Origin of the sequence: Ulvibacterium sp., assembly GCF_028285715.1 — a bacterium.
In the GTDB taxonomy this organism is placed as follows: Bacteria; Bacteroidota; Bacteroidia; order Flavobacteriales; family Flavobacteriaceae; genus Ulvibacterium.
The window spans coordinates 16,752-39,384 of record NZ_JANQOO010000014.1 but is presented as its reverse complement, the minus strand read 5'-3'; the positions used below and the strand labels follow the sequence as shown (position 1 = coordinate 39,384).

Genomic DNA, 22,633 nt, shown 5'->3' with positions numbered 1-22,633 from the left:
TAATGAAACCGACCTATCCAAAATTTTCCAATGTAGAAATACTCTATCTGGTCTTGGTATCGGTCCTTTTTATAGCTTGCAAAAACAACAGTTCAAGAGAAGCGATCAATGGGGCAACAGCATCGAATGACCTATCCGATGTAAAAGATGAAAACTGGCCCGGTCCGGATTTCCAGATTGCGGGAGTTCCCATTTATGAAAAATTCAACCGCTTGGAGCCTCTTTTCCACTTTGATAACGATACCACTTATGTCATCAATTTTTGGGCCACCTGGTGTAAACCCTGTATAAAGGAATTACCTTATTTTGAGGAGCTAAATTCAAGATATCCCCATAAAAAAGTAAAGGTGGTCTTGGTAAGTCTTGATTTTCCAAAACAAGTGGAAAGTAATCTGGTGCCCTTTGTAGAAAAGAAGCAGTTGAAATCCAAAGTTTTGGCGCTCCTAGATGGCAACTATAATGAATGGATAGACAAGGTTTCGCCAGATTGGTCAGGAGCTATTCCCGCCACCTATATCTATAAAGGAAAGCAAAACTATCTGGTAGGCGAACCTTTTGATGATTTTGAGGAATTGGAAAGAATTATGGAACCCTTTTTATAAACCAAATAAAACCCTGCATCATGAAAAAGCTATTTCTGTTTTCAATGTCCTTTGTGCTATTTTCCTTTGGCTTACCGGCACCAAATGCGTTTCTGGTCAACAACGAAATTGTTGATTTAAATGTGGAAGGAATCGGCATAGGGGACGAGGCACCGAATTTTAACCTAAAAAATATTGATGGTAAGGTATATTCCTTTGATAATATCACCGATGCCAATGGAAATAAGCCTAAGGGCTTCATCGTAGTCTTCACCTGCAACACCTGCCCTTACGCCCAAGCCAATGAACAGCGGCTCATTGATCTACATAATGCCTATGCTCCAAAAGGATATCCCTTGGTAGCCATTCAACCCAACGATCCTACCCTTAAGCCTGGTGACAGTTTTGAGGCGATGAAACGGAACGCCAAGAACAAAGGGTTCCCATTTCTCTATCTTCTGGATGACGGACAGGAAATCTTCCCAAAATATGGAGCAACCAAGACCCCTGAGGTATTTCTGGTCGATGCCAACCGCATTGTACGCTACCATGGTGCGATAGACGACAACCCGCGTGATGGTGGCAATGTAAGTGAAAAATTTGTTGAAAAAGCAATTCTGGCCATTGATGAAGGAAAGGATCCGGACGTAAAAGTCACCAAAGCCATCGGTTGTGGAATAAAAAGGGTCTGATTCTCATTTAAACGCTATAATGGAAATTAGGTGGATTTAAGATGTCTTAGCTCAGGGCAGCGTCTTGCTACATTATTCTCAATCTTCGGAACGATTCCCAGAGACCTTGGAATTGGTATGATTTTGTAAATATTGGAAAACCATGAAAATAGGGATGCCTGCCATTAGGGAAAGCAAGGCTATGGACGATTCCTTTGGACGTTCCAAAAAGGCTAAAATCAAAATCGAAAGACTTATAAGGATATAAAAAACCTGTACCCATGGGTAACCGGGCAGTTTTAATACTGAATGACCGGATTTTCTTAATTTGAAAAGCCCGAACACGGTGAGAATCGGGAAAATTCCGAGTGCAAAGCCCATATAGGTCAATATTTGATCAAAAGTCCCCGATAGCACCAGTATTATGGATACCGAAGCCTGGGTAAGAATCGCATTGGAAGGGACCTTGAAGACAGGATGCACCTGAGCAAGACACTTAAAAAAATAGCCATCCCTGGCCATAGCATAATAGACCCTTGGCCCTATAATGATAAAGGCGCTCAAGGAAGAAAAGAGTGCAAAGGAGATCAGTAGGGAAATTATGGTATCCGTAGAGCTGCCGAACAAGTTGTTGACCGCTAACCCACCGATAGCGATAACCCCCTTCATATCGGTCGGAGAAACAGCATAGACAAACAAAATGTTTAAAAGTACGTACAACAGCGTAACGATCAAGGTTCCCAAAATCAGGGATCTGGCCAGGTTCTTTTTGGGATCCTTGATTTCCGAACCAACGTATACCGAGGCATTCCATCCGCTATAGGCAAACATAATCCACATCAACGAGAGACCAGCCGTTTTCCAACTTCCGAAATCCGAGCTTGTCTCCACCTGACTCGTAAAATGGGATAAATCGCCTTTGCCCCATAGAAAGCCAATAACCAGTAGGCCAATAACCAATAGCACCTTAAATAAGGTCAGGTAGTTCTGAACTTTGGCCCCGAACTTAATTCCCCTAAGGTGTACTCCGGAAAATAAGAGTATAACAAAAATGGAAACCAATTTCTTGTTAATGTCCATGGAAAGACCCAAGCTTGAACCTAAATCGGGAAAGGCCCGAAAAAAGTATGCGCTAAAACCAATGGCAGAGGCCGCAATAGGTGCCGAAAATCCTGCAATAAAAGATGCCCATCCACTCAAAAAGCCATGTAGGGGATGAAACAGCTTGGACAGGAAATTGTACTCGCCCCCGGCTTGGGGCATAGCGGCACCCAGCTCGCCATAGCTCAGGGCACCGCAAAGGGCCAAGACACCGCCAATACCCCAAAGGAGGAGCATTAGCCATGGATTACCGACATCGCCCATCAATAAACCTGAAGTTGTAAATATACCGGCCCCGATCATATTGGCGATTACAAGGTTCGTCAACGAAAAAAAGCCTAGGCTCCGGTTAAGTTTGTCTTTTTGTTTTCTGGCCAAGCGAATCTAATTTTTGTAATCTTCCAAGAAAACTTCTACTTTTCTATCAATCTCGGTTTTAGAATAGTCTTCTTGGGATTGTACGTCCAAAACCTTCAAAGAAAGAACCAAAAACATAGAACATATCATGGCCCCCATGTAAATTATATATCCCTTCATTTGTTTGAAGTTTTTGATCATTTCACTGAATATAGTTTTTTGATTAGAAAAATTTACGTTCGTTTCATTTTGTCAATATTAAGAATAATCCGAAGAGAAGTTACTCTTACCTATATGCATCTTTCATCTTCAACCTTTCTTAAATCCCCTATCGAGGGATTCATAAATCGGACTGACGGTAGCTTTGGCAAAAATAATCCGATTATCCAAAACCATGGTCCACGCCCGTTTAGTTTCGATCACCCAGATCATAAAACTGAATTTAAGGAAAAGTTGTGCTCCTTGAAAAGGAGCACATGAATACGATCAAGTCTAAATTTCTACAGGTCTCCATAGACAAGGATAGACCCACTCTAACCCCCTCCAATTCGCAATACACATTTAGAGGTTTACAGTATTTTATCAACTATGTCCATTTCCCTTTAAAATGTACAAAGCCAATAGTTTTGTTAAATTTGATTTTGTTTAAAACGGACAAATATGCAAAACGAGACGGAACAAAAAATTCTTGAAGCGGCCAAGTCCATATTTATCCAAAAGGGATTTGCCGGGGCACGCATGCAGGAAATCGCCGACAAGGCGGAAATCAACAAGGCCATGTTACACTATTATTTCAGGAGCAAACGCAAATTGTTCGAGGGTATCGTCTCCGCCAATATGCAAATTATGGCCCCAAAACTTTCCGCGGTGCTCAATGCCAACGGTACTGTATACCATAAACTTTGCCTGTTAGTCGATACCTATATCGATACTATTATCCAAAATCCGGACATGCCCATGTTCCTTTTACATGAAATGGCCCAGGGGAACAAGGATTCTATTGAGAAAATGAAGCAGATCATAGACGATGGCCATTCCTTACTGAAGTTTATGGACCAAATGCGTGAGGAACAGGAAAAGGGAATTTTAAAGCCCATACCGCCCTCGCACATTATGCTTACCACCATGTCATTGATCGTATTTCCATTTATAGCTCGTCCCATTTTTGAAAGGATGTTGGAAATTCCTTCGGATATCTACATAAAAATGATGAGCGAGCGAAAGCAAATTGTCAAAGAAATCATAAAGTCAAGTTTCATGAATTAAATTTTTTATATTTGCATTAACCAAATGGTTAATACGGTGCAAGCCGTATATTTTTTGATTTGAAATTAACCATTTGGTTAATAACAATTATCTAAAAATGAATCAGTTAAAATTAGCCTTTCCTTTATTTTTATTTTTTTTTGGTATTTCTTTCCTCGGTTTGGGTCAATCCAATTCCGTTCAGCTTTCGGAAGCCTACCAGTGGGCGGAGCAGCACTATCCCCTCGTAAAGGACAGTGATCTCATCACTAAAATAGAGGCTATTAATCTGAAAAATATAAGCAAGACCAAACTACCGAAAATTAGTCTTAACGGCCAAGGACAACTACAGTCGGAGAATATCAATATCCCCCTAGGGGAGAATGCCATAAATGCCCCTTTGGAAACTTACTCGGCCTACCTTGGCGTTGATTATGACCTATATGACGGCGGTATCAAAAAAGCTCAAAAGGCCTCCGAGATCGCGTCGGCCAATGTGGAGCGCAAATCCCTTGAAGTACAATTACGTTCCCTTAAGGACAGGATAAATGTCATTGTCTTTGTCATTGCCCTCTCAAGAAAGCAAAAACAAATCCTACAGACCTCCCGGGAAGATTTGAGAGTCAACATTCAGAGTCTTCAATCGGGTTTTGAGAATGGTACGGTACTGGAAAGTGAAGTCTCTAAACTAAAGGTCCGCCAATTGGAACTTACCTCCGAAATCATACGAACGGAAGGGGATATCAGAACCTACATTTCCCTTTTGGAGCAATTAACTGGCAAGACGTTTCCTGAGGATGTGCAATTTGAACTGCCCTATGTTGTTCCCACCTTTCAATCGGAAACTATCAATAGGCCTGAGGAAGCATTATTTGATAATCAAAAATCCCTGTTTGCCGCCCAGGAAGCGTCCATTGCCGCCAGTACCCGTCCCAAAATATCACTTTTTGCCCAAGGAGGGGTCGGGTATCCCAACCCTCTGAACTTTTCGGATATCAATACCGCTACCTATGCGCTGGGAGGTGTTAAGCTAAAATGGGATTTCCTGGATTGGGGAAAAGGTAAAAAAGAAAGGGAACGCATCAAATTGCAACAGCAACAAATAGAGGTGGACCGAGAACTCTTTCTTTTTGACATAGATTCAGATCGTATGGAATATCGTGAAAAAATAGCGGCCTTACAGGCCCAAATCGCAAACGACGAGGCCATAGTAGTTATTCAAAAGGATATTTTGGCCCAATCACAGGTTCAACTGGATAACGGGGTCATCAATTCCAACGATTATGTGACCCAGGTGAATGCCGCACTTAATGCCGAACAGCAGCTGGAATTCAATAAAATTCAATTACAACAAACCATTACAAATTATTTAACCCTAATCGGTCAACTATAAATTACAACGAATGTACACCAAATCACTACAAGGCCTTTCACTTTTTGGTTTAGTTCTCTTGTGCTCCTGCGGTAACGGAGAAATAGCCGATGCCTATGGAAACTTTGAAGCGACCAGTGTAACCATTAGCGCTATGGGCAATGGGGAACTGGTCTTTCTCAATGTTGAGGAGGGCCAAAAACTAAATGCCGATCAAAAAGTAGGTCTTATAGACACGGCCCAAATACATCTTGAAAAAATACGCCTCATGGCACAACTTCAGGCTTTGGACCTGAAGTTGCAGGAGGCGGCACCGGAAGTGGCCATATTGGTCCGTGACAAAAGCAATCTAATCCGTGAGCGGGACAGGACCGAACGCTTATTGGAAGAAAAGGCTGCTACACAACAGCAACTGGATGACTACAACGGGAAAATCGATTTGGTGGAACAGCGTATCAACTCTACCAAACGTAACATTACCATTGCCAATAGGGGTATCCTTGCGGAACGCAAGCCTTTGGAAGCCCAAATTGCATTGGTTCAAAAACAAATACAGGATCATAAGGTACTAAATCCTATTTCCGGAACGGTACTTACCAAATTTGCCGAAGCCCATGAGCTAGTTGGTACAGGTACTCCATTGTACAAGGTGGCCAATTTGGATGAAATGAAGTTGCGCGCATATACCAGTGCTACGCTTTTACAGGACGTTAGAATACAAGATGAAGTTGTTGTCAGAGTAGACGAAGGAGAGGACGATTTTAAGCAATTGAACGGCATTATTTCTTGGATTGCGAGCGAAGCCGAATTTACACCAAAAACAATACAGACAAAGGAAGAACGGGTAAATCTCGTCTATGCTTTGGACGTAAAGGTCAAAAACGACGGAACCTTGAAAATAGGAATGCCGGGAGAGGTCATCTTTAAAAAGAAGAACGAATAATGGCTGCTGTACTTGTAGAAAATATTGACAAAAGCTACGGCAACGTAACCGCTTTAAAATCCATTGGTTTTCAGATGGACGATGGTGAGATATTTGGATTGATCGGTCCCGATGGGGCAGGAAAATCCACCCTGTTCCGAATCTTGACGACTTTATTGCTGCCAGATGGGGGCCGGGCTTCCGTCGCAGGCCATGATGTGATACAAGAATACAAGCATATTCGTAAAAAAGTAGGCTATATGCCGGGACGCTTTTCCCTTTATCAAGATTTGAGCGTTGAGGAGAATTTGTCCTTTTTTGCCACAATTTTTGGAACCTCCATCCAAGAAAACTATGATTTGGTCAAGGACATTTATCAACAGATCGAGCCATTCAAAAAAAGATTGGCCGGCAAGCTTTCCGGAGGAATGAAGCAAAAATTGGCCCTTTGTTGTGCATTGATCCATAAACCTGAGGTTCTTTTTCTGGATGAACCTACAACAGGAGTAGATGCTGTGAGCAGAAAGGAATTTTGGGAAATGTTACAAAGTCTAAAGAAAAAGAATATTGCCATTTTGGTCAGCACTCCCTATATGGATGAGGCCAGTTTGTGCGATCGTATCGCCCTAATGCAAAATGGGGAAATACTCAAAATAGATAGCCCCGGCCAGATGGTCATAGATTTTCAAAAGCCCTTGTACGCCATTAAAACGGAGCATACCTATACCGCATTAAGCTACTTGCGAAGTGCTTCTTTTACAAGGAGTGCCCTGCCTTTCGGGGAATTTATCCATCTCACCACCAACAAGCCCTATGAGGCCCTTCAAATAAAGGACGATTTGGAGCGGGTGGGTATTCCTATCCAAGAAGTAAAAAGAACTGCTCCAAGCATAGAAGATATTTTTCTTGATCTCTCACAGACCAATGAACCAATCGATGCATAAGCAAAATATCATAGAAGTTGACGGTCTTACCAAAAAGTTTGGCGATTTCACTGCGGTGGATGCCATTTCATTTCAGGTAAAACGAGGTGAGATTTTTGGATTCCTCGGAGCCAACGGCGCCGGAAAAACAACAGCCATAAAGATGTTGATCGGTCTCAGTAGACCTACCGAGGGGAAGGGAAAAGTAGCGGGATTTGATATTGATGAAGAAGCAGAGCAGGTAAAAAAGAACATTGGCTACATGTCCCAAAAATTTAGTCTCTATGACGATTTGACCCCAAAGGAAAACATACGATTTTATGGTGGGGTTTATGGCCTTTCCAGGAATCGTATAAAGGAAAGGACTAGGGACATCCTAAAAGAGTTGCGTCTGGAAGAAGTAGCCGACAAACCGGTGGTCGCCCTTCCATTGGGATGGAAACAACGTTTGGCCTTTGCTATTTCCATGGTACATGATCCCGATATCGTTTTTTTGGACGAACCCACAGGAGGCGTAGATCCCCAGGTGCGACGGCAATTTTGGGAGACCATTTATCAAGTAGCTGAACAAGGGCGTACCATTTTTGTTACCACCCACTATATGGACGAAGCGGAATATTGCGACCGGGTATCCATTATGGTAACCGGTAAGATCGAAGCATTGGATACCCCAGAAAAATTAAAGGAAACTTATAATGCAAACACCATGGACGAAGTCTTTTTGAGGCTTGTCCGATATTAAAAAAGAAAGCTATGAAGAAACAACATCTAATTGCAGTAGTGGCCATTACGCTCATGGGATTTACCAGACCCGATTCCGGAGATATTGTCGTTAACCTAACTGAAATTGAAAGTACAAAAGGAGAAATCGTTTTTATGCTATTCGCGGAGGAAGAGGGTTTTCCCCGGGAGCCTTCCAAAGCCTTTAAAAAAGGGGTGATTACCGACTTCAACACCACGGCCAGCTATACTTTCGCTAATGTCCCTTATGGAGTCTATGCCATTTCCGTGTTTCAGGATAAGGACAGGGATGGCGAAATCAAATCGAACTTTATAGGTATGCCCAAAGAACCGGTCGGGGCCAGTAATATGACCAAAATGGGTAAACCCTCCTTCAAAAAATGTTCATTTCAACATAACAATGGAAAAAAGGAGCTTAATATGAGGTTCATCCTGAATTAATCAGCATGTTCAAAGTTTTCAGGGCATTTGTAAAAAAAGAGTTTTATCACATTTTACGGGATAAGCGGACCTTACTTATTCTGTTTGGAATGCCACTGGCTCAGATACTGATTTTTGGCTATGCCGTGACCAATGAATTCAAGGATGCCCAAATAGATGTTCTGGACTATGCAAAGGACGAAACTAGCATACAACTTATAGACCATCTACAAAGTTCTGGGAATTTTCAGTTGAATAAGGTTTTGTATAGCGAAACCCAGATGGAAGCCGGTATGAAAGCCGGTGATTCCAAATTGGTTGTAGTAATCCCTGAAAATTTTTCAAGAGATTTTTATGCCGGACGGCCCATAAAAATTCAGGTAGTTGCTGATGGCTCCGACCCGAATAATGCCAATACTTTGGGGCAATATGTCACCCAAATGGTAAATAGTTTTCAAATGCAGCGGCGTGCGACCATACCAGACCCATATCGAATAAATGTGGAATCCAGAATGATGTATAACCCCCAATTGGCAAGTGCCTACAATTTTGTACCAGGTACCATTGCCCTGATTTTGCTCATTATCTGTGCCATGTTAACATCATTGACCATCGCCAGGGAAAAGGAATTAGGTACTATGGAGATACTTTTGGTCTCGCCACTTCCTCCGCTACTCATCATTTTGGGAAAAGTTACGCCATATGCCATCCTATCCTTTACCAATGCTATTTTGGTGCTTTTGTTGGGTCATTTTGTTTTTGATGTACCCATTGTGGGTAGTATAGTACTTCTGCTACTTATGTGTTTTTTGTATGTAGTAACGGCCTTGGTCTTGGGTACTTTGATTTCAACTGTTTCAAGGACACAACAGGACGCCATGATGCGGTCCTTAATGGGGTTGATGATGCCCTCAATGATTCTGTCCGGTTTCATCTTTCCATTGACAAGTATGCCTGTGTTGTTGCAATACATCGGCCAGCTCGTTCCTGCAACCTATTTTATAGAAATACTTAAGGCGGTAATGTTAAGGGGTGTGGGCTTTAGTTTTATTCTATTTGAAGTGGGTGTTTTATTGATTATGACATTGGTATTCCTATTGATTACCTGGCGAAAATTCAAAATTCGGTTGGAGTAGATAAGCACTTTAGGAGATAAACAGAAGAATAATGCAGACTTTACGGTACCTCATACAAAAAGAGTTCATCCAAATATTTAGGAACAAGGCCTTGTTGCCCATGATGACCGCCTTGCCCATAATCCAATTGATCGTACTTTCCAATGCGGCATCTAATGATGTAAAAGACGTCCGTTTGGTGATGGTAGATAATGACCAATCCGAAATATCCCGGGCGCTGACCCAAAAGATAGACGCAAATGACCGTTTTACCTTGGTCGAAGTCTCTTTTAGCCATGATACGGCCTTTGAGCTGATGCAACGCAATAAGGCCGATATCATTTTGGAGGTCCCAGCTAACTTTGAAAGGGATTACCATAGAAAGGAGGCCCCGAAAGTACAGATGCTGGTAAATGCCATAAACGGACAACAGGCCACCGTAGGAAGTGGATACCTTAGCAATATCATTGCTTCCCTTAACAAGGAAATTCAACCACAGCTATCCCAGACCATAGGCTCACAAATGGCCGCAGTGGAGGTATCTTCCAATAACTGGTACAATCCTGAATTGAAATACCCACACTTTATGGCCCCGGGAATTCTGGCCGAGTTGGCCGCCTTATTGACCATTGTATTAAGTGCTATGAATGTGGTACGTGAACGTGAGATTGGTACTATAGAGCAAATTAATGTGACGCCAATACAAAAATGGGAGTTCATTTTGGGAAAGTTGGTGCCTTTCCTATGTATTGGATTGGTTTTGGTAACGGTGGGCTTATTGGCCAGTAAATTGATCTTCGATATTCCCGTCCGCGGTAGTCTTTTTCTTGTTTTTGGTTACGCCATCATAAATTTGGTATGTGTGCTAGGTCTTGGATTGCTCATTTCAAACTTTGCGGATACGCAACAACAAGCCATTTTTGTCGCCTTTTTTTTCGTGCTTATTTTCATTTTGATGTGTGGGCTCTTTACGCCTATCGAGAGCATGCCCAAATGGGCGCAATACGCCACAATTCCCAATCCCTTGGCCCATTTTATTTCGGTTACTCGAAAAGTACTCCTAAAGGGAAGTAGTTTTTGGGATATACGCTGGGAATTTATATACACCATCATCCTTGCCGTACTATTCAATGTAGCTGCAGTATGGAGTTATAAAAAACAACAATGATAAATTATTGACCCTATGTCCAAACGTAGTGAAAAACAGACGTTGATCGAGAATACCATCTTGATATTACTTTTTGTATTGGGGGCTAATTTCTTCATTTTCTTAAAAATGACCGGAATCGAAGATTCTGCCATTGCCATCGATTCCCGGATAAGCGGACCTCCCTCCATCCTTCATTTGCGAATAAGTATAGGGGGAGCCATAATAGGGATGCTTATACTATGGTACGAGTCTTATATTCACCCTAAAGTGACCAAACGTTTTACATCCTTGCTACTCAGAAGATTGGTCTGGCAGATAGATGTAGCCTTCATTATCCTTGTCCCTATATTTCTATTGAACGTTTTTTTCGGTGTCATGGAGAATAAGCTTCCCTTAAAATTGGTTATTGGGGAATCCTTGGGCTTTATGACCACTGGGCTCTTTTTCTCTTTTTTTATCTATTTCTATTTTTTAAGTATTCTGGTCAGTTTTTTACGGCGCTTGCACAAGAGTTTTGGACAACATGTTTTTTACAATTACCTTATAGGAAGATATACAGAACCTTTGGAGGAAAATCGGACTTTCCTTTTTTTGGACCTAAACGATTCCACACGTATTGCAGAAGAACTTGGGCATATAAAATACAGTCGGTTTCTTAACCGTTGTTTTGATGATATCATAAATGCGGTAAGGGAGTATGAGTATGACATTTATCAATTCGTTGGAGACGAAGTGGTATTTACTTGGCCTGCATCCCAAAACGATAAAGGTCAGGCCGTTCATATGTATTTGGCCATAAAAAATCAGTTCCGATTTTTTGATAATTTATATCGGACAAAGTTTGGCACCCGACCCTATTTCAAGGCGGCCGTTAGTACGGGCAAGGTTACGGCAACGCTGGTCGGAGGCAAAACGAAGAACATAGCCTACCACGGTGATGTCCTTAATACGACCGCCCGACTTTTAGGTCTGTGTAAAAAATATGGAAGGGACCTCCTTTTCACCCAATTTTATCTAAAATCCTTAACACGGCCTTTTTTTGAACACGAACTCATTGCCACCTTGAAGTTAAGGGGCAAGGCCAATGAGAGTAAAATATATGCAATGAAGCATTAAGTCTTCGTGCAGCGATACTAATTGAATAACACTTAAACTTAAACAACAAACCAATGAAAAAGTTTCTAAAAATTACCGGATTCATCTTAGCAGGATTGATTTTGATCCTATTATTGATCTATCTCGTTTTCACGATTAAATGGCATCGGGAATCGGCCAGCAACATGGAGCTTTTAGGAGAAGAGGCTCCAATCCTAAAGACCAATGGACATGAGTTCCGAGATCTGAACAAAAATGGAAAATTAGATACTTATGAGGACACACGGGCATCCCTGGAAAGTCGGGTAGAAAATTTAATCTCCCTAATGAACTTGGATGAAAAGGCCGGTCTCATGTTCGCTCATTTTCTTAGTATGGAAAAGGATGGTTCATTACTTGAGATTCCGACTTTCTCCGACCCTTTTTCGTTTATGACCGAAAGTACCTCAGGTACCCTATTAAAAAGAAAAATGAACCATGTCCAGAATCTTGGTGGAGCTTCGGCCAAGGTCTTCGCCACCTGGAACAACAACCTACAGAAATTTGCGGAACAAACACGCTTAGGTATTCCTGTGACCCTCATTTCAGATCCGCGACATGGTACTATGGCAATGCCCGGAGCAAGTGGTGAGGCAAAATGGATTTCCGTCTGGCCATCCCAACTAGGGTTTGGTGCCATAGGAGACACCGTTTTGGTCCGGGAATTTGGGGACATTGCGCGGCAAGAATATTTAGCTCTTGGTATCCGCTTGGCCCAACATCCCATGGCGGATATAGCCACGGATCCCCGTTGGGCCCGGATCAATGGTACTTTCGGTGAGGATGCCCACCTCAGCGCGGCACTTACAAAAGCCTACATCCAAGGTTTTCAGGGTGATACTCTCGGTCCACAAAGTGTAGCCTGTCAAACCAAACATTTCGCTGGTGGTGGACCACAGGAAGATGGATGGGATGCCCATTTTAAAAGTGGTAAGGGCCAGGTATATCCGGGGGATAATTTTGATTATCACCTAATACCATTTACAGAAGGTGCCTTCTCCGCAAATACGGCCCAAATAATGCCATATTATGGCATTCCAAAAGGTCAGGTAAAGGAAGAAGTAGGTTTTTCCTTTAGTAGGGAAATGATTCAGGAATTGCTGCGCGATTCCCTAAAGTTTGACGGAGTGGTGGCTACGGATTGGGGCATAATTTCCGATATGGCGGTGAAGGATGCCTCGGCCTGGGGCGTGGAGCATCTATCCGAAAAGGAACGTGTTAAAAAAGTCCTGGATGCCGGATGCGATGTATTCGGAGGGGAATATGTTACCGAACATATCATTGAACTCGTTGAAAGCGGTGAGGTACCGGAAGAAAGAATCGATATCTCGGCACGACGCATTCTAAGAGATAAATTTAGATTGGGACTGTTTGACAATCCTTACGTGGATCTGGACGGAGTAGACATCGTTGGAAATTCCAATTTTGTCAAAAAAGGAAGGGACGCCCAAAGAAAGTCACTGGTCTTGTTGAAAAATGAGGAGAGAATACTCCCCCTTTCCGCTAACACTAAAATTTATCTTGAAGGCATGGAAAAAAATGGGCTTAATGAGAAGTTTCCACAAATCGTAGAGGACATGGATGAGGCGGATATCATCATTCAAAAATTAGAAACCCCTTCCTCACCACCAGAAGGAGGTAGCCTTTTGGAGAGGCTCATCCCACAAGGACGACTTGATTTTCCAGAGGAGGAAAAGGAGGAGATTCTGGAACGTACCCGTTCCAAACCTACCATTACTGTGTTAACTATCCAAAGGCCCCCGGTAATCCCGGAAATAAATGCGGCCAGCAAAGCCGTGATTGCGGATTTTGAATGTCAGGACGATATTATCCTGGAATTAGTCTTTGGGAAGTTTAAGCCAAGCGGAAAACTACCCATTGAAATTCCCTCTTCCACAGAAGCCGTTGAAAAACAGCTGGAAGATGTTCCTTATGATTCCGAAAACCCTTTGTATCCTTATGGACATGGATTGTCCTATCCGAACTAAAACAAAACTGAAGGATTTTACCTATTCTATTAAACCAAAAAAGCGGGGCAACCAAAGAGAGATTTCGCCAAAATATGTGATAATCAATAAAATCAGCACCATGGCGCCCAATAAGGGCAGCAATGGTGCTATGACCTTGGTCACCGGTACTTTGGCCACGCCGCTCCCCACAAAGAGCAAAGTTCCCACGGGTGGGGTGCAAACGCCTATACAAAGGTTAAGTACAATTACCATCCCAAATTGTACGGGATGCATGCCCAAAGCCATGGCCACAGGCAGAAAAATTGGCGTAAAAATGAGCACGGCAGGGGTCATATCCATAAAGGTACCTACGATCAACAAAGTAATATTGATCAATAGTAATACTAAAAAGGGATTGTTTACCGATTCCACCAAAAGTGATGTCAACATTTGGGGAATGCCTTCAAACGAAAAAAGCCATGACATAGCCATCGAAGTAGCGATCAAGAACATAACTACGGCCGTGGTTTTGGCACTTTGTAGCAAAATTGGCCTAAAATCCGCGAACTTTAGTTCCCGATTTAAAAACCCTAATAATACCGCATAGACCACTGCAATGGCAGCTGCTTCCGTTGCGGTAAATATTCCGGCTACGATGCCGCCAACTACAATAACCAAAAGGGTTAGGCTCAAGAATGCATTCTTAAAATCGATAAAAAGTTGCTTAAAACCAACGCGTGGAGCTTTGGGTAATTTTTTTCTTTTAGCATAGAGGAATACCATAAACATCAATGCCAATCCTACTAAGATACCTGGGGCATAACCGGCAATAAACAAGGCCGCTACCGAGGCGGTACCGCCACTTGCCAACGCATATACGATAAGTACATTACTCGGGGGAATCAATAGACCTGTGGTAGAAGAACTGATATTCACCGAAGCACTGAATTCCCTTGGGTAACCTTCCTTTTCCATCTTATCGGTCAAGGTACTTCCAATAGCCGATGCCGCCGCAATGGCAGATCCTGAAATTGCGCCGAACAGCATGGCCGCTATAATATTAACGTATGCCAAACCACCGGGAAGGCTCCCAATAAGTGATTTGGCAAAATCTATCAATCGTTTTGCAATCCCCCCCCGGTTCATAAGCTCCCCGGCCAAAATAAAAAATGGAATGGCCAATAGGGCAAAATTATCGATTCCCGTGGTCATTCGTTGCGCCGCGGTGGTGGTGGCGGGCATAAAAACAATGTTCAAAAGCAACGTAAGGGTGGTAGAAATGCCAATGGAATAGGCCACAGGAACTCCATAGGCCAAAAGACCGATAAAACTAATGAACAGGACTAGGATACTTATGGTTTCAATGCTCATGGGCCTTTGGACTAAAAGTTATGCTTATATGGTACACACAAAAGAAAATTATGATGAGTCCACTAATGGGTACAATGGAATATACAAACCCGAGCGGAACGTTCAAGGCAGGGGAAATCTGGCCTAATTTCGAAGTGGTATACACTAAATTCCCTCCACCAACGACCATGACTACCAAAGCAAAAAGAGCCATTAACCATTGTATTTTCTTTTGTCGCTTCCTTTTTTTCTCGGGAGAAAGTTTGGAAACCAGAAAATCCATGGAAAGATGCCCTTCTTTCATCCCATTGATATAGGTAGCTCCTAAAAGCGTAAGCCAAATCAATGCAAAACGCGCAAATTCCTCTGTGAACGAGCTGGATTGCCCAATGATATATCTAGAGACCACCTGCCATACCACATCCACGACAAGAAGCGCAAAAATGAGCACTAAAAAGGCCTCAATAATTGTATTCAATGTCCGGTACAAACGCCTCATCATTGCGATTTAATTTTTTCGATGTACTCCTTCATTTTTGGATCCTGCATCAATCGTTCCATCACCGGGCTCGATTTGGATGCAAAAAGTTCCTTTTCCGGGTAGTTGAATTTCACCTTGGCCTTTTTAAGTACTTCCATATTTTCCTTTACCGTTTCCTGCCAATAGTGTTTCTGTTTTTCCACGCTTTCGGAAGCCGCTGATTGTAGCCATTCCTTTTCCTGTTCGGACAGGGTATCCCAGAACTTTGTCCCTATCACCACTACATCCGGGACCATACTATGTTGGTCAAAGGAATAGTATTTGCACACTTCGTAATGATTGGAGGTCACGAAAGAAGGGATATTGTTTTCGGCACCATCCACAACATTCTGTTGCAATGCAGTGTAGAGTTCACCATAGGCCATTGGTGTGGCAGAAGCACCTAAGGTATTGACCATATCAACGGACATTTGATCGTTCATCACCCGAATCTTTAATCCTTTTAAATCATCCGGTGTTTGTACAGGTTTCCTTTTGGTATAAAAACTTCTGCTGCCGGCATCATAAAAGCAAAGCCCACGTAAAAGATATTCCGTTCCCCCTTCCAATAATTTCTGTCCCACTTCGCCCTCCAAAACCGAGAATAGGTGCTTACTGTCCCTAAAGAGGTAGGGTACTCCCATTACCTTGTATTCCGGGGCAAAATTGGACATGGATGCGGCACTTACCTTGGTCATGGCAATACTGCCGATCTGCAATAGTTCCAATACTTCACGTTCAGTGCCCAATTGACCGTCCGGAAAAATCTTTATCTGAAGCTTGCCACCGGACTTCTCGGCAACAAACTTTTGCATATCCAAAATACCTTTGTGTACAGGATGCGTAATAGGCAGGGAATGCGCAAAATAAAGTATTTTTTGATCTCCGATTTCGGAGCAGGAAACTTGAAAAAGGGTGAATATGGCAATGGATGTGAGGGTCAAAAAAAAGGGTCGAAATCTATTGCGCATATTCTATATAATGAAGTCGGATGGTACGGGATTTTCACTTTACCGTTTATAAATATAGGAAAGAAAGTGGTTCTTGCAATTTATTTTTGCTGTGCCATTTTTAAAGCTTCGATTGTAGTATAATACTTTGAAATCATATTGGGAACCTCCCATTCGGGAAGTTTTCCGGCCTCCAAATATTTCAAATAATTATCCGTGACTTGACCAAAATGGGCCTCATGGCCAATTTTGAATCTATCCGGAATAGAGATCCGATACCTCCCATCAGAAAGCTTTTCCATAGTGGTACCCGGAAATTCCGCATTGATTTTGGTGTTGATAGCATTGGTTAGATTTGTTTCAAAACCCTCTTTTTGTTTGGGCCGAACATACAATATAGGCTTGTAGTTCTCCTCGGGGCCTTGCTTAATGATCAAATCACATTTGGTACCGCGCATAATACTGTAATGGGTATCGCCCGTTCCCTCGGGAGCCTGATAGTTCCAAATAACGGAAACCTTGGCAAGTTTTCCATTAATCTTATAGCGCATTTCCCCATTGCAGAAGACATGAAGCTTTTCGTCTTTAACATCCTTTTGCAAATAGTCAGGATAGCTATCAAGACCGGTGACCTTTTGAAATTCATCCCTGTTCAAAATGGTGGGCCAACGTTTGGCACTGAGCATTTCAACATTCGTAGAATCGATAATCTGGCCCGGAAAGGCTTCCCATTGCACCAAGTCCACCAAATGCGTGGTTACATCGACGATGCCCTCACCCTCTTCATTTACATCGAAAAACCAAGGGGGACGAACCAAAGGTTGCCCAGAGACATATTTAAAAAAATGATGGACACTTTCCTTACTAATGGCCGGTTCCTCAAGAGAACCCTCCATCAATTCGCCGAACACGGAAGGCATTGTGGAAAAAAGCTTCTGCATAACTGTTGTCGATTCAAAACGCTCGGTCATGATATCGTAAATCAGGAGATTTTTTTCCTTGGCAATCTGAAAGGCCTCCTTTAGTTTCTCAAATCCTTCCAGATCGATAACCAATGGCTTATCTGCGTACACATTTATGCCAGCCTTGACCGCCTCGAGTATATAATCGATTTTTTTTGAATTTTTCCCGGCCACGATCATCACATTTCCCGGTTTTTTCGAAATCATTTTTTCCAAATAATCGGACCCAAGGTAATTTTGGATACTCCAATCCGTTGGTAATTCTTCCCGGGAATTGTATGATTCAATTTTGGCTAAAAAGTCCTGTACTTCCGGCCCTTCCGGAGCAAAAAGATAAATAGTGGAATCCACTTGGGGGTACATGGTCTTGTGTACCAGGGCCGCATGAAAATGGCCCGGGTCCAAAGTCATCAATTTCACCTTTTCCACGGTTTCTTCCCGGTCCATTTTTTCTTTAGTTTTTTTCTCTGCACAGGCAAAACAGAGTATCGATAAGAACAAGGCCTTAAATTTCATTTCTTTTGGTTTCATTACTTGATAGGAAAGTTATGATTTTCCGAAGACTTTACATTTGCGCTTTGTATTTTCTGTAAGGATACCTTTGGCCTTAAACCTTTACATAATCTGTTCCATAGGGTCGCCGTTGTTCGCGTGTCAACATGGCATTGGCCTCGTAGTCATTAACGAAAGTTTCCGTTTCATTATCCCATTCCAATTTTCTATCGAATTGCATGGCGATATCACTGATCAAACAAATGGCACAGGCCTTGTGTCCTTTTTCAATGGACGAAATGGGTTGTTTCCGGGTTTTGATACATTCCAGCCAATTACCATGCTGGTCTTCAATTTTTTCAAGATGCATTTCGTTATCGCCGATGACAGACTCCAATATTTTGGGATCGGAAGCATTCAAGGCCTTTGCACTTTTTTCCTTGTCCACGGGGTCTGAAGCGGATGCTTGATAGGCCCCGCGGGAAACAAAAATCCATCCATCCGTACCCTCATACCGTATTCCGTTGGTATAACCTCCACTGGTATAAACGGTCATCCCATTGTCGTATTCGTGCTTCACAAAGAAATCACCATGTACGTTCCATAGACCTGACTTTGGAAATTCTGCCAACGCCTCTACCGAAATAGGTCCTGTTAACTCCGTATCCATTCCCCAGGCGGCCGAATCATAATGGTGTTGGCCCCATCCGGTTATCATACCCGCCCCATAACTTCGTAACCTCAACCAACCTGGCCTGCTGTACCCTTCCCTCGGATGTACCCCAATTTCCGTATAAGGCACTTTAGGGGTAGAACCTAGCCACATATCAAAGTCTAGATTGGAAGGCACTGGCATTTCTGGTGCTTCGGGACCTGAGGGATCTCCGGGCAGTCCGATCTTTACGGTATGGATCTTCCCTATCCGCCCATTTCTAACAAGTTCGGCAGCTACGCGAAATTGGGGCATGGCCCTTTGTTGTGTACCCACTTGAAGAATTACACCTGTTTTCTTGATGACATCGCGCAATTGTTGGCCCTCCTTTAGGGTCAGGGACGTCGGTTTTTGCAAATAGATATCCTTCCCCGCCAAGGCCGCCTCCATGGCGGGTTGCGAATGCCAGTGATCCGGTGTGCTTATCACCACCGCATCAATATCCTTGTCCAAGAGCATTTCCCGATAATCCCCGTAGGTTTTGGTATCCATGTATTTCGCCTTCCCCGTCTTTTCCCTGTAAAAGCCATCGACCAAATTCTTCGCATCTACGGCCCTTTTGGAATCCACATCACAAACGGCAACAAACCGGGCCTCCTCAAAACGTATGGTATCATGAATGTCATGGGAGCGGGCAATACGCCCACAACCGATTTGACCAATATTGATTTTGTTGCTTGGGGCTTCCTTGCCCAAGACATGGGAGGGTACTATACTGGGGAAACCTACCATTGCTGCGGTTCCCATTGCTGTTTTTTCCATAAAATTTCTTCGCTTCACAATACTTTGTTTTTACTTTATTCTTTTCTAATCTGTACTTGTGGTGGCTCTGCAAATGCCTGCCAATAAGCTTCAGCCTCCTTGGCGGTGAGTTCGCCGTCGAACACCACCATTCTATAATTCAACTCATATGTTTTATCAGGCTCAATTTTCCATTCTTCATGCCGAATCGGACAAAACTCAAAGAACATATCGCCCCTCCCCCCATTGGCATCCACGGGCCAAATGCGCATAGGTTCAGGGTGCATCCGGTTTTTTGGATGGCTCAGAAATACAATACCATGGGTTCCCTGTCCATCCAAAGATGTACCGCTAACAATGCACCAACGGGCATTGCTGCCGTCAGCCGTCAATCGATCTTTGCCCTCAGAGGTCAGTACGGAGCAGTTGTCCTTGTGCCAACGTTCATTGAACCGCAGACCAATACCACCTCCATAGCGATAGGCTTCAAAAAGCATTCCTGATTCCAAAGGAGACGTAAAGCTGGTGGTATAATCCAGCATGTATCGATCGGGGCGGTCCAAATTCCAAAGTTGCACCTTCAAATTCTCGTTCAATGCTACCTGAGGTGCATTAACCGTCTTTAGGTCGATATGTTCCTGGGTCGCTGTAAAGGATGTAAGGACATTGCCGGAACTTGTTTCCTTAAACTCTTTGAACAGTACGGTTCCCATACCCTCTCCAAGATTCCAAAAATCTACCCGTTCGCCGTCAACCTGTGTATGGGTCCAAGGTCCCCATAGTCCGTAGTGATGATAATGGTCCGGAGGTTGGATACGTGTCAAAGTATCTCCTTTTGGTGTTCGTAGGGGATGTATGAAACCGGATTTTTTGTAGAGGGAATCAATACCTTCGGGAGGATACATCATTTCATATCTATACTGTACTAAAGGATTACCTTCCATGGACAATTGAAGACTTCTTTTAGCCTTGGAAGCCAATAAATTTGGACCAGGAATGCGTTTCTTCTCAACCTTTTCCAGACTGTAGGAAGACTTTGTATCTGGGTGATGAAGAAACCAGATTTTTTTCCCTTCCCCATCCCATTGGGAAGAAATTGGTTCTCCATGGTCGAAAATCATATATTCTCCTTCCAAGCCATTTTTGAAGTCATAAAGCTCCAGTGCCACTGGAAAGGCATTTAAAATACCGTCGCCCTCCTTCACCTCAAATCGATATATCTCTTTTTCCTTGCACGACCCTAAGGCGATGACGAGGCAAAAAAGAAAAATCTGTTTCATAGACAAAGGTTTAGGCGACGGAATTTAAGAAAAAACTAACAAACTCAAACTCGCTCAACTCATATCATTCACCGGGTTCCGGTATGTTTGTAAGTGGCGGAATATTGTTTTCCGCCCCCGGATATCCTTCATTTTGGTTTATGGTCCCCTGCGTATTTGCGTTTATCGCCGGTGCGGGTACAGGCCACAATACGTGATAGGGACTCATTGTAAATGCAACCCCGAATATGGTTCGAAGCCCGGGAACATTATAAAAATCAGTTACGTCCATTATGCGGTCAAACCAAAAATTGGACTGTGAAAAATTATCTAAACTATAGGAAGTTCCCAGATATGAGGTTCTTCCGGTTCTTGCAAAAATGTAGGCAATGCGGGTCAATTCCGTATTTCTAGGTTCTTCATAATAGAGTTCCCTGGCCCGTTCGTCCAAAATCGTAGCAATATTGACATCACTGGCGTCTATCAAATCTGCCTCAGCTCTTTGACGAACTGCATTGACATCGGCAGCGGCCATAGCATTGTTATTATTCCAAAAATAAGCCTCTGCCCTTAAGAGATAGGTTTCAGCCAAACGATAGATATACCAATCCCCATGTCCTCCTGATGGTCTGGTGGCGGTAGGATCCTCAACGAACAATTTATACTGGGGAAAACCGTACCAATTACGTATGGTATCCGAACAAAGCGGTGTACCATCCGGTAGGTATAGCTGTAGATTTTGGCCATAGAATGAATTGCCATCTGCCAACAGCTGAGGTTCGTTATAGACCAAATCCTCCATATCAATCCAATTCCCATTGTTCCGATTATGTCGTTGGTCATTGTTGGCATCCTCCCAAACATCTATGGTGCTATAACGCGTACCGCGGTTTCTACCGATGCCCCGTCCCACTTCCAAAACCAATGGGATGTCCGCTAAGGGGTCGTCTGACATACCGTCCTGGCCATCCGGGGTATTGATAAACCGCCACCATAGCGGAACAGCCTGCCGCATAATACTGGTACCGCTACCGAAAGCACCCCTATCTCTAAACTCAAGTCTATCTATGGCCACTAAAATCCCTTCTGTGTTGCCCGGTAAACTCTTGTTTTCTACTTGATGTAAATCCCAGGTAACATCTTTGTCGGTAATGGATTCATCAACTCCGAACCTATTTCTCATAAGATCATAGTTGCCTCCATCGATAACTTGGGACGCTGACGCAATTGCCTCATCAAAATCACCCAAAGCCAGATTTACTTTGGTCAATAAATGTAAGACGGCACCTCTAGTAACTTCCCCACCTGCAGCGGTTTCATTGACCATGGGTACAGCCATATTAAGATCTTCCTGAATTTTCCTTAGGATAACATCCCTTTCTGTGGATACAAAATCCAATCGAGGTCCCGAAATCTCCTCAAGGATAAAGGGAATATCCCCAAATTGATGGGTCAGGCGATAATAGCGATATGCCCTATGGAACAAAGCTCTGCCCAAAATATCGTTTCGCTGGGCCTCGCTTTCGAAATCGGCATCGTCCAACCGATTTATTACGGTGTTGGCGAATTTAATCCCTTCATAAAATTCCTCCCAAAACCACCCAATCCTATTGAAGTTGGAACTGTTGAGATTGGCATCCGGAAGGATCTGTGCATTCAAATCCTGAGCGGGGCCGGCCTTGTCCGTCGTACCTTCTATGGCCACCTCGGAAAAAATGTTTTCAGTAATCATAGGTGCCCCATCCCCATAAAATTCCGCCCTGATACCCGTTAGGGCTTGGGACAGCACGGCATTCAGTCCTTCAGGGGTGTTTAAGGCATTCTCGGGCGTAAAAAAGGATTTCGGTTCCTGTGTTAAGAACTCCTTGGTACACGAAAGTGGGATGCACGCCAAAACAAACAGTAGCACTACACTGTATCTGTATTTCTTACTTATATTTTTCATAGTTCTATCTATTTCTTTTTA

General features: G+C 43.1%; 20 protein-coding genes. 12 read left to right on the top strand and 8 right to left on the bottom strand.

What is annotated here, in order from left to right:
- Window positions 1-2: 2 nt before the first annotated feature.
- The gene (locus Q0993_RS05940) at window positions 3-602 is read left to right on the top strand and encodes a TlpA disulfide reductase family protein (protein ID WP_299530708.1); all 600 of its coding nucleotides are present in this window, start codon (window positions 3-5) and stop codon (window positions 600-602) included.
- A gap of 20 nt (window positions 603-622) precedes the next feature.
- The gene (locus tag Q0993_RS05935; RefSeq protein ID WP_299530706.1) at window positions 623-1,273 is read left to right on the top strand and encodes a thioredoxin family protein; all 651 of its coding nucleotides are present in this window, start codon (window positions 623-625) and stop codon (window positions 1,271-1,273) included.
- Window positions 1,274-1,351: 78 nt separating this feature from the next.
- Here Q0993_RS05935 and Q0993_RS05930 read toward each other — a convergent pair whose 3' ends face one another.
- Window positions 1,352-2,731, bottom strand: coding sequence for an APC family permease (locus Q0993_RS05930; protein ID WP_299530704.1), 1,380 nt, complete (start codon window positions 2,729-2,731; stop codon window positions 1,352-1,354).
- Window positions 2,732-3,370: 639 nt separating this feature from the next.
- Between Q0993_RS05930 and Q0993_RS05925 the strand changes: the two genes are divergently transcribed.
- The 10 genes from Q0993_RS05925 (at window position 3,371) to Q0993_RS05880 (ending at window position 13,720) form a co-directional block, all read left to right on the top strand.
- Window positions 3,371-3,976: a TetR/AcrR family transcriptional regulator gene (locus tag Q0993_RS05925; protein WP_299530702.1), complete on the top strand. Its 606-nt coding sequence runs from the start codon at window positions 3,371-3,373 to the stop codon at window positions 3,974-3,976.
- A 97-nt stretch (window positions 3,977-4,073) separates the two neighbouring features.
- On the top strand, window positions 4,074-5,348 hold the full coding sequence (locus Q0993_RS05920) for a TolC family protein (RefSeq protein WP_299530700.1): 1,275 nt from the start codon (window positions 4,074-4,076) through the stop codon (window positions 5,346-5,348).
- A 10-nt stretch (window positions 5,349-5,358) separates the two neighbouring features.
- The gene (locus tag Q0993_RS05915; RefSeq protein WP_299530698.1) at window positions 5,359-6,270 is read left to right on the top strand and encodes an HlyD family efflux transporter periplasmic adaptor subunit; all 912 of its coding nucleotides are present in this window, start codon (window positions 5,359-5,361) and stop codon (window positions 6,268-6,270) included.
- Complete coding sequence (locus Q0993_RS05910) at window positions 6,270-7,193, top strand: ABC transporter ATP-binding protein (protein WP_299530696.1); 924 nt, start codon at window positions 6,270-6,272, stop codon at window positions 7,191-7,193. Before Q0993_RS05915 ends, Q0993_RS05910 begins: the two co-directional genes overlap by 1 nt.
- Entirely contained in the window at window positions 7,186-7,914 is a 729-nt protein-coding gene (locus tag Q0993_RS05905; protein WP_299530694.1) for an ABC transporter ATP-binding protein, read from the top strand. Before Q0993_RS05910 ends, Q0993_RS05905 begins: the two co-directional genes overlap by 8 nt.
- Window positions 7,915-7,925: 11 nt before the next feature.
- Window positions 7,926-8,354: a DUF2141 domain-containing protein gene (locus Q0993_RS05900; RefSeq protein ID WP_299530692.1), complete on the top strand. Its 429-nt coding sequence runs from the start codon at window positions 7,926-7,928 to the stop codon at window positions 8,352-8,354.
- A 5-nt stretch (window positions 8,355-8,359) separates the two neighbouring features.
- Window positions 8,360-9,469 (top strand): ABC transporter permease, encoded by a 1,110-nt coding sequence (locus Q0993_RS05895; RefSeq protein WP_299530690.1) that lies wholly within the window; start codon window positions 8,360-8,362, stop codon window positions 9,467-9,469.
- Window positions 9,470-9,500: 31 nt separating this feature from the next.
- Window positions 9,501-10,616 (top strand): ABC transporter permease, encoded by a 1,116-nt coding sequence (locus Q0993_RS05890; protein WP_299530688.1) that lies wholly within the window; start codon window positions 9,501-9,503, stop codon window positions 10,614-10,616.
- 15 nt (window positions 10,617-10,631) lie between these two features.
- The gene (locus Q0993_RS05885) at window positions 10,632-11,714 is read left to right on the top strand and encodes an adenylate/guanylate cyclase domain-containing protein (protein ID WP_299530686.1); all 1,083 of its coding nucleotides are present in this window, start codon (window positions 10,632-10,634) and stop codon (window positions 11,712-11,714) included.
- Window positions 11,715-11,767: 53 nt separating this feature from the next.
- Window positions 11,768-13,720, top strand: coding sequence for a glycoside hydrolase family 3 N-terminal domain-containing protein (locus tag Q0993_RS05880; protein ID WP_299530684.1), 1,953 nt, complete (start codon window positions 11,768-11,770; stop codon window positions 13,718-13,720).
- 21 nt (window positions 13,721-13,741) lie between these two features.
- On the opposite strand, the gene Q0993_RS05875 is transcribed toward Q0993_RS05880, so the two are convergent.
- From Q0993_RS05875 to Q0993_RS05845, 7 genes are all read right to left on the bottom strand, one after another.
- On the bottom strand, window positions 13,742-15,052 hold the full coding sequence (locus Q0993_RS05875) for a TRAP transporter large permease (protein WP_299530682.1): 1,311 nt from the start codon (window positions 15,050-15,052) through the stop codon (window positions 13,742-13,744).
- Window positions 15,042-15,533 carry a TRAP transporter small permease gene (locus tag Q0993_RS05870; RefSeq protein ID WP_299530680.1) on the bottom strand — a complete coding sequence of 164 codons (492 nt, stop codon included), beginning with the start codon at window positions 15,531-15,533 and terminating at the stop codon, window positions 15,042-15,044. The genes Q0993_RS05875 and Q0993_RS05870 overlap by 11 nt, the downstream gene beginning before the upstream one ends.
- A complete protein-coding gene (locus Q0993_RS05865; protein WP_299530678.1) occupies window positions 15,530-16,522 on the bottom strand; it encodes a TRAP transporter substrate-binding protein in 993 nt (330 codons plus the stop codon). Before Q0993_RS05865 ends, Q0993_RS05870 begins: the two co-directional genes overlap by 4 nt.
- Window positions 16,523-16,602: 80 nt before the next feature.
- Entirely contained in the window at window positions 16,603-17,979 is a 1,377-nt protein-coding gene (locus Q0993_RS05860; RefSeq protein WP_299530676.1) for a putative oxidoreductase C-terminal domain-containing protein, read from the bottom strand.
- A gap of 91 nt (window positions 17,980-18,070) precedes the next feature.
- Entirely contained in the window at window positions 18,071-19,447 is a 1,377-nt protein-coding gene (locus Q0993_RS05855; protein ID WP_299530674.1) for a Gfo/Idh/MocA family oxidoreductase, read from the bottom strand.
- A 17-nt stretch (window positions 19,448-19,464) separates the two neighbouring features.
- Complete coding sequence (locus Q0993_RS05850; protein WP_299530672.1) at window positions 19,465-20,688, bottom strand: PmoA family protein; 1,224 nt, start codon at window positions 20,686-20,688, stop codon at window positions 19,465-19,467.
- A 64-nt stretch (window positions 20,689-20,752) separates the two neighbouring features.
- Window positions 20,753-22,612 carry a RagB/SusD family nutrient uptake outer membrane protein gene (locus Q0993_RS05845; RefSeq protein ID WP_299530670.1) on the bottom strand — a complete coding sequence of 620 codons (1,860 nt, stop codon included), beginning with the start codon at window positions 22,610-22,612 and terminating at the stop codon, window positions 20,753-20,755.
- Window positions 22,613-22,633: the final 21 nt, after the last annotated feature.

Excerpts from the sequence above, each read along its gene's own strand:
- Q0993_RS05935 (WP_299530706.1), top strand. The coding sequence starts at position 623 with ATGAAAAAGCTATTTCTGTTTTCAATGTCCTTTGTGCTATTTTCCTTT.
- Q0993_RS05920 (WP_299530700.1), top strand. The coding sequence starts at position 4,074 with ATGAATCAGTTAAAATTAGCCTTTCCTTTATTTTTATTTTTTTTTGGT.
- Q0993_RS05880 (WP_299530684.1), top strand. The coding sequence starts at position 11,768 with ATGAAAAAGTTTCTAAAAATTACCGGATTCATCTTAGCAGGATTGATT.
- Q0993_RS05905 (WP_299530694.1), top strand. The coding sequence starts at position 7,186 with ATGCATAAGCAAAATATCATAGAAGTTGACGGTCTTACCAAAAAGTTT.
- Q0993_RS05910 (WP_299530696.1), top strand. The coding sequence starts at position 6,270 with ATGGCTGCTGTACTTGTAGAAAATATTGACAAAAGCTACGGCAACGTA.
- Q0993_RS05845 (WP_299530670.1), bottom strand. The coding sequence starts at position 22,612 with ATGAAAAATATAAGTAAGAAATACAGATACAGTGTAGTGCTACTGTTT.
- Q0993_RS05925 (WP_299530702.1), top strand. The coding sequence starts at position 3,371 with ATGCAAAACGAGACGGAACAAAAAATTCTTGAAGCGGCCAAGTCCATA.
- Q0993_RS05915 (WP_299530698.1), top strand. The coding sequence starts at position 5,359 with ATGTACACCAAATCACTACAAGGCCTTTCACTTTTTGGTTTAGTTCTC.
- Q0993_RS05940 (WP_299530708.1), top strand. The coding sequence starts at position 3 with ATGAAACCGACCTATCCAAAATTTTCCAATGTAGAAATACTCTATCTG.
- Q0993_RS05900 (WP_299530692.1), top strand. The coding sequence starts at position 7,926 with ATGAAGAAACAACATCTAATTGCAGTAGTGGCCATTACGCTCATGGGA.
- Q0993_RS05890 (WP_299530688.1), top strand. The coding sequence starts at position 9,501 with ATGCAGACTTTACGGTACCTCATACAAAAAGAGTTCATCCAAATATTT.
- Q0993_RS05860 (WP_299530676.1), bottom strand. The coding sequence starts at position 17,979 with ATGAAATTTAAGGCCTTGTTCTTATCGATACTCTGTTTTGCCTGTGCA.
- Q0993_RS05870 (WP_299530680.1), bottom strand. The coding sequence starts at position 15,533 with ATGATGAGGCGTTTGTACCGGACATTGAATACAATTATTGAGGCCTTT.
- Q0993_RS05865 (WP_299530678.1), bottom strand. The coding sequence starts at position 16,522 with ATGCGCAATAGATTTCGACCCTTTTTTTTGACCCTCACATCCATTGCC.
- Q0993_RS05895 (WP_299530690.1), top strand. The coding sequence starts at position 8,360 with ATGTTCAAAGTTTTCAGGGCATTTGTAAAAAAAGAGTTTTATCACATT.
- Q0993_RS05885 (WP_299530686.1), top strand. The coding sequence starts at position 10,632 with ATGTCCAAACGTAGTGAAAAACAGACGTTGATCGAGAATACCATCTTG.
- Q0993_RS05875 (WP_299530682.1), bottom strand. The coding sequence starts at position 15,052 with ATGAGCATTGAAACCATAAGTATCCTAGTCCTGTTCATTAGTTTTATC.
- Q0993_RS05850 (WP_299530672.1), bottom strand. The coding sequence starts at position 20,688 with ATGAAACAGATTTTTCTTTTTTGCCTCGTCATCGCCTTAGGGTCGTGC.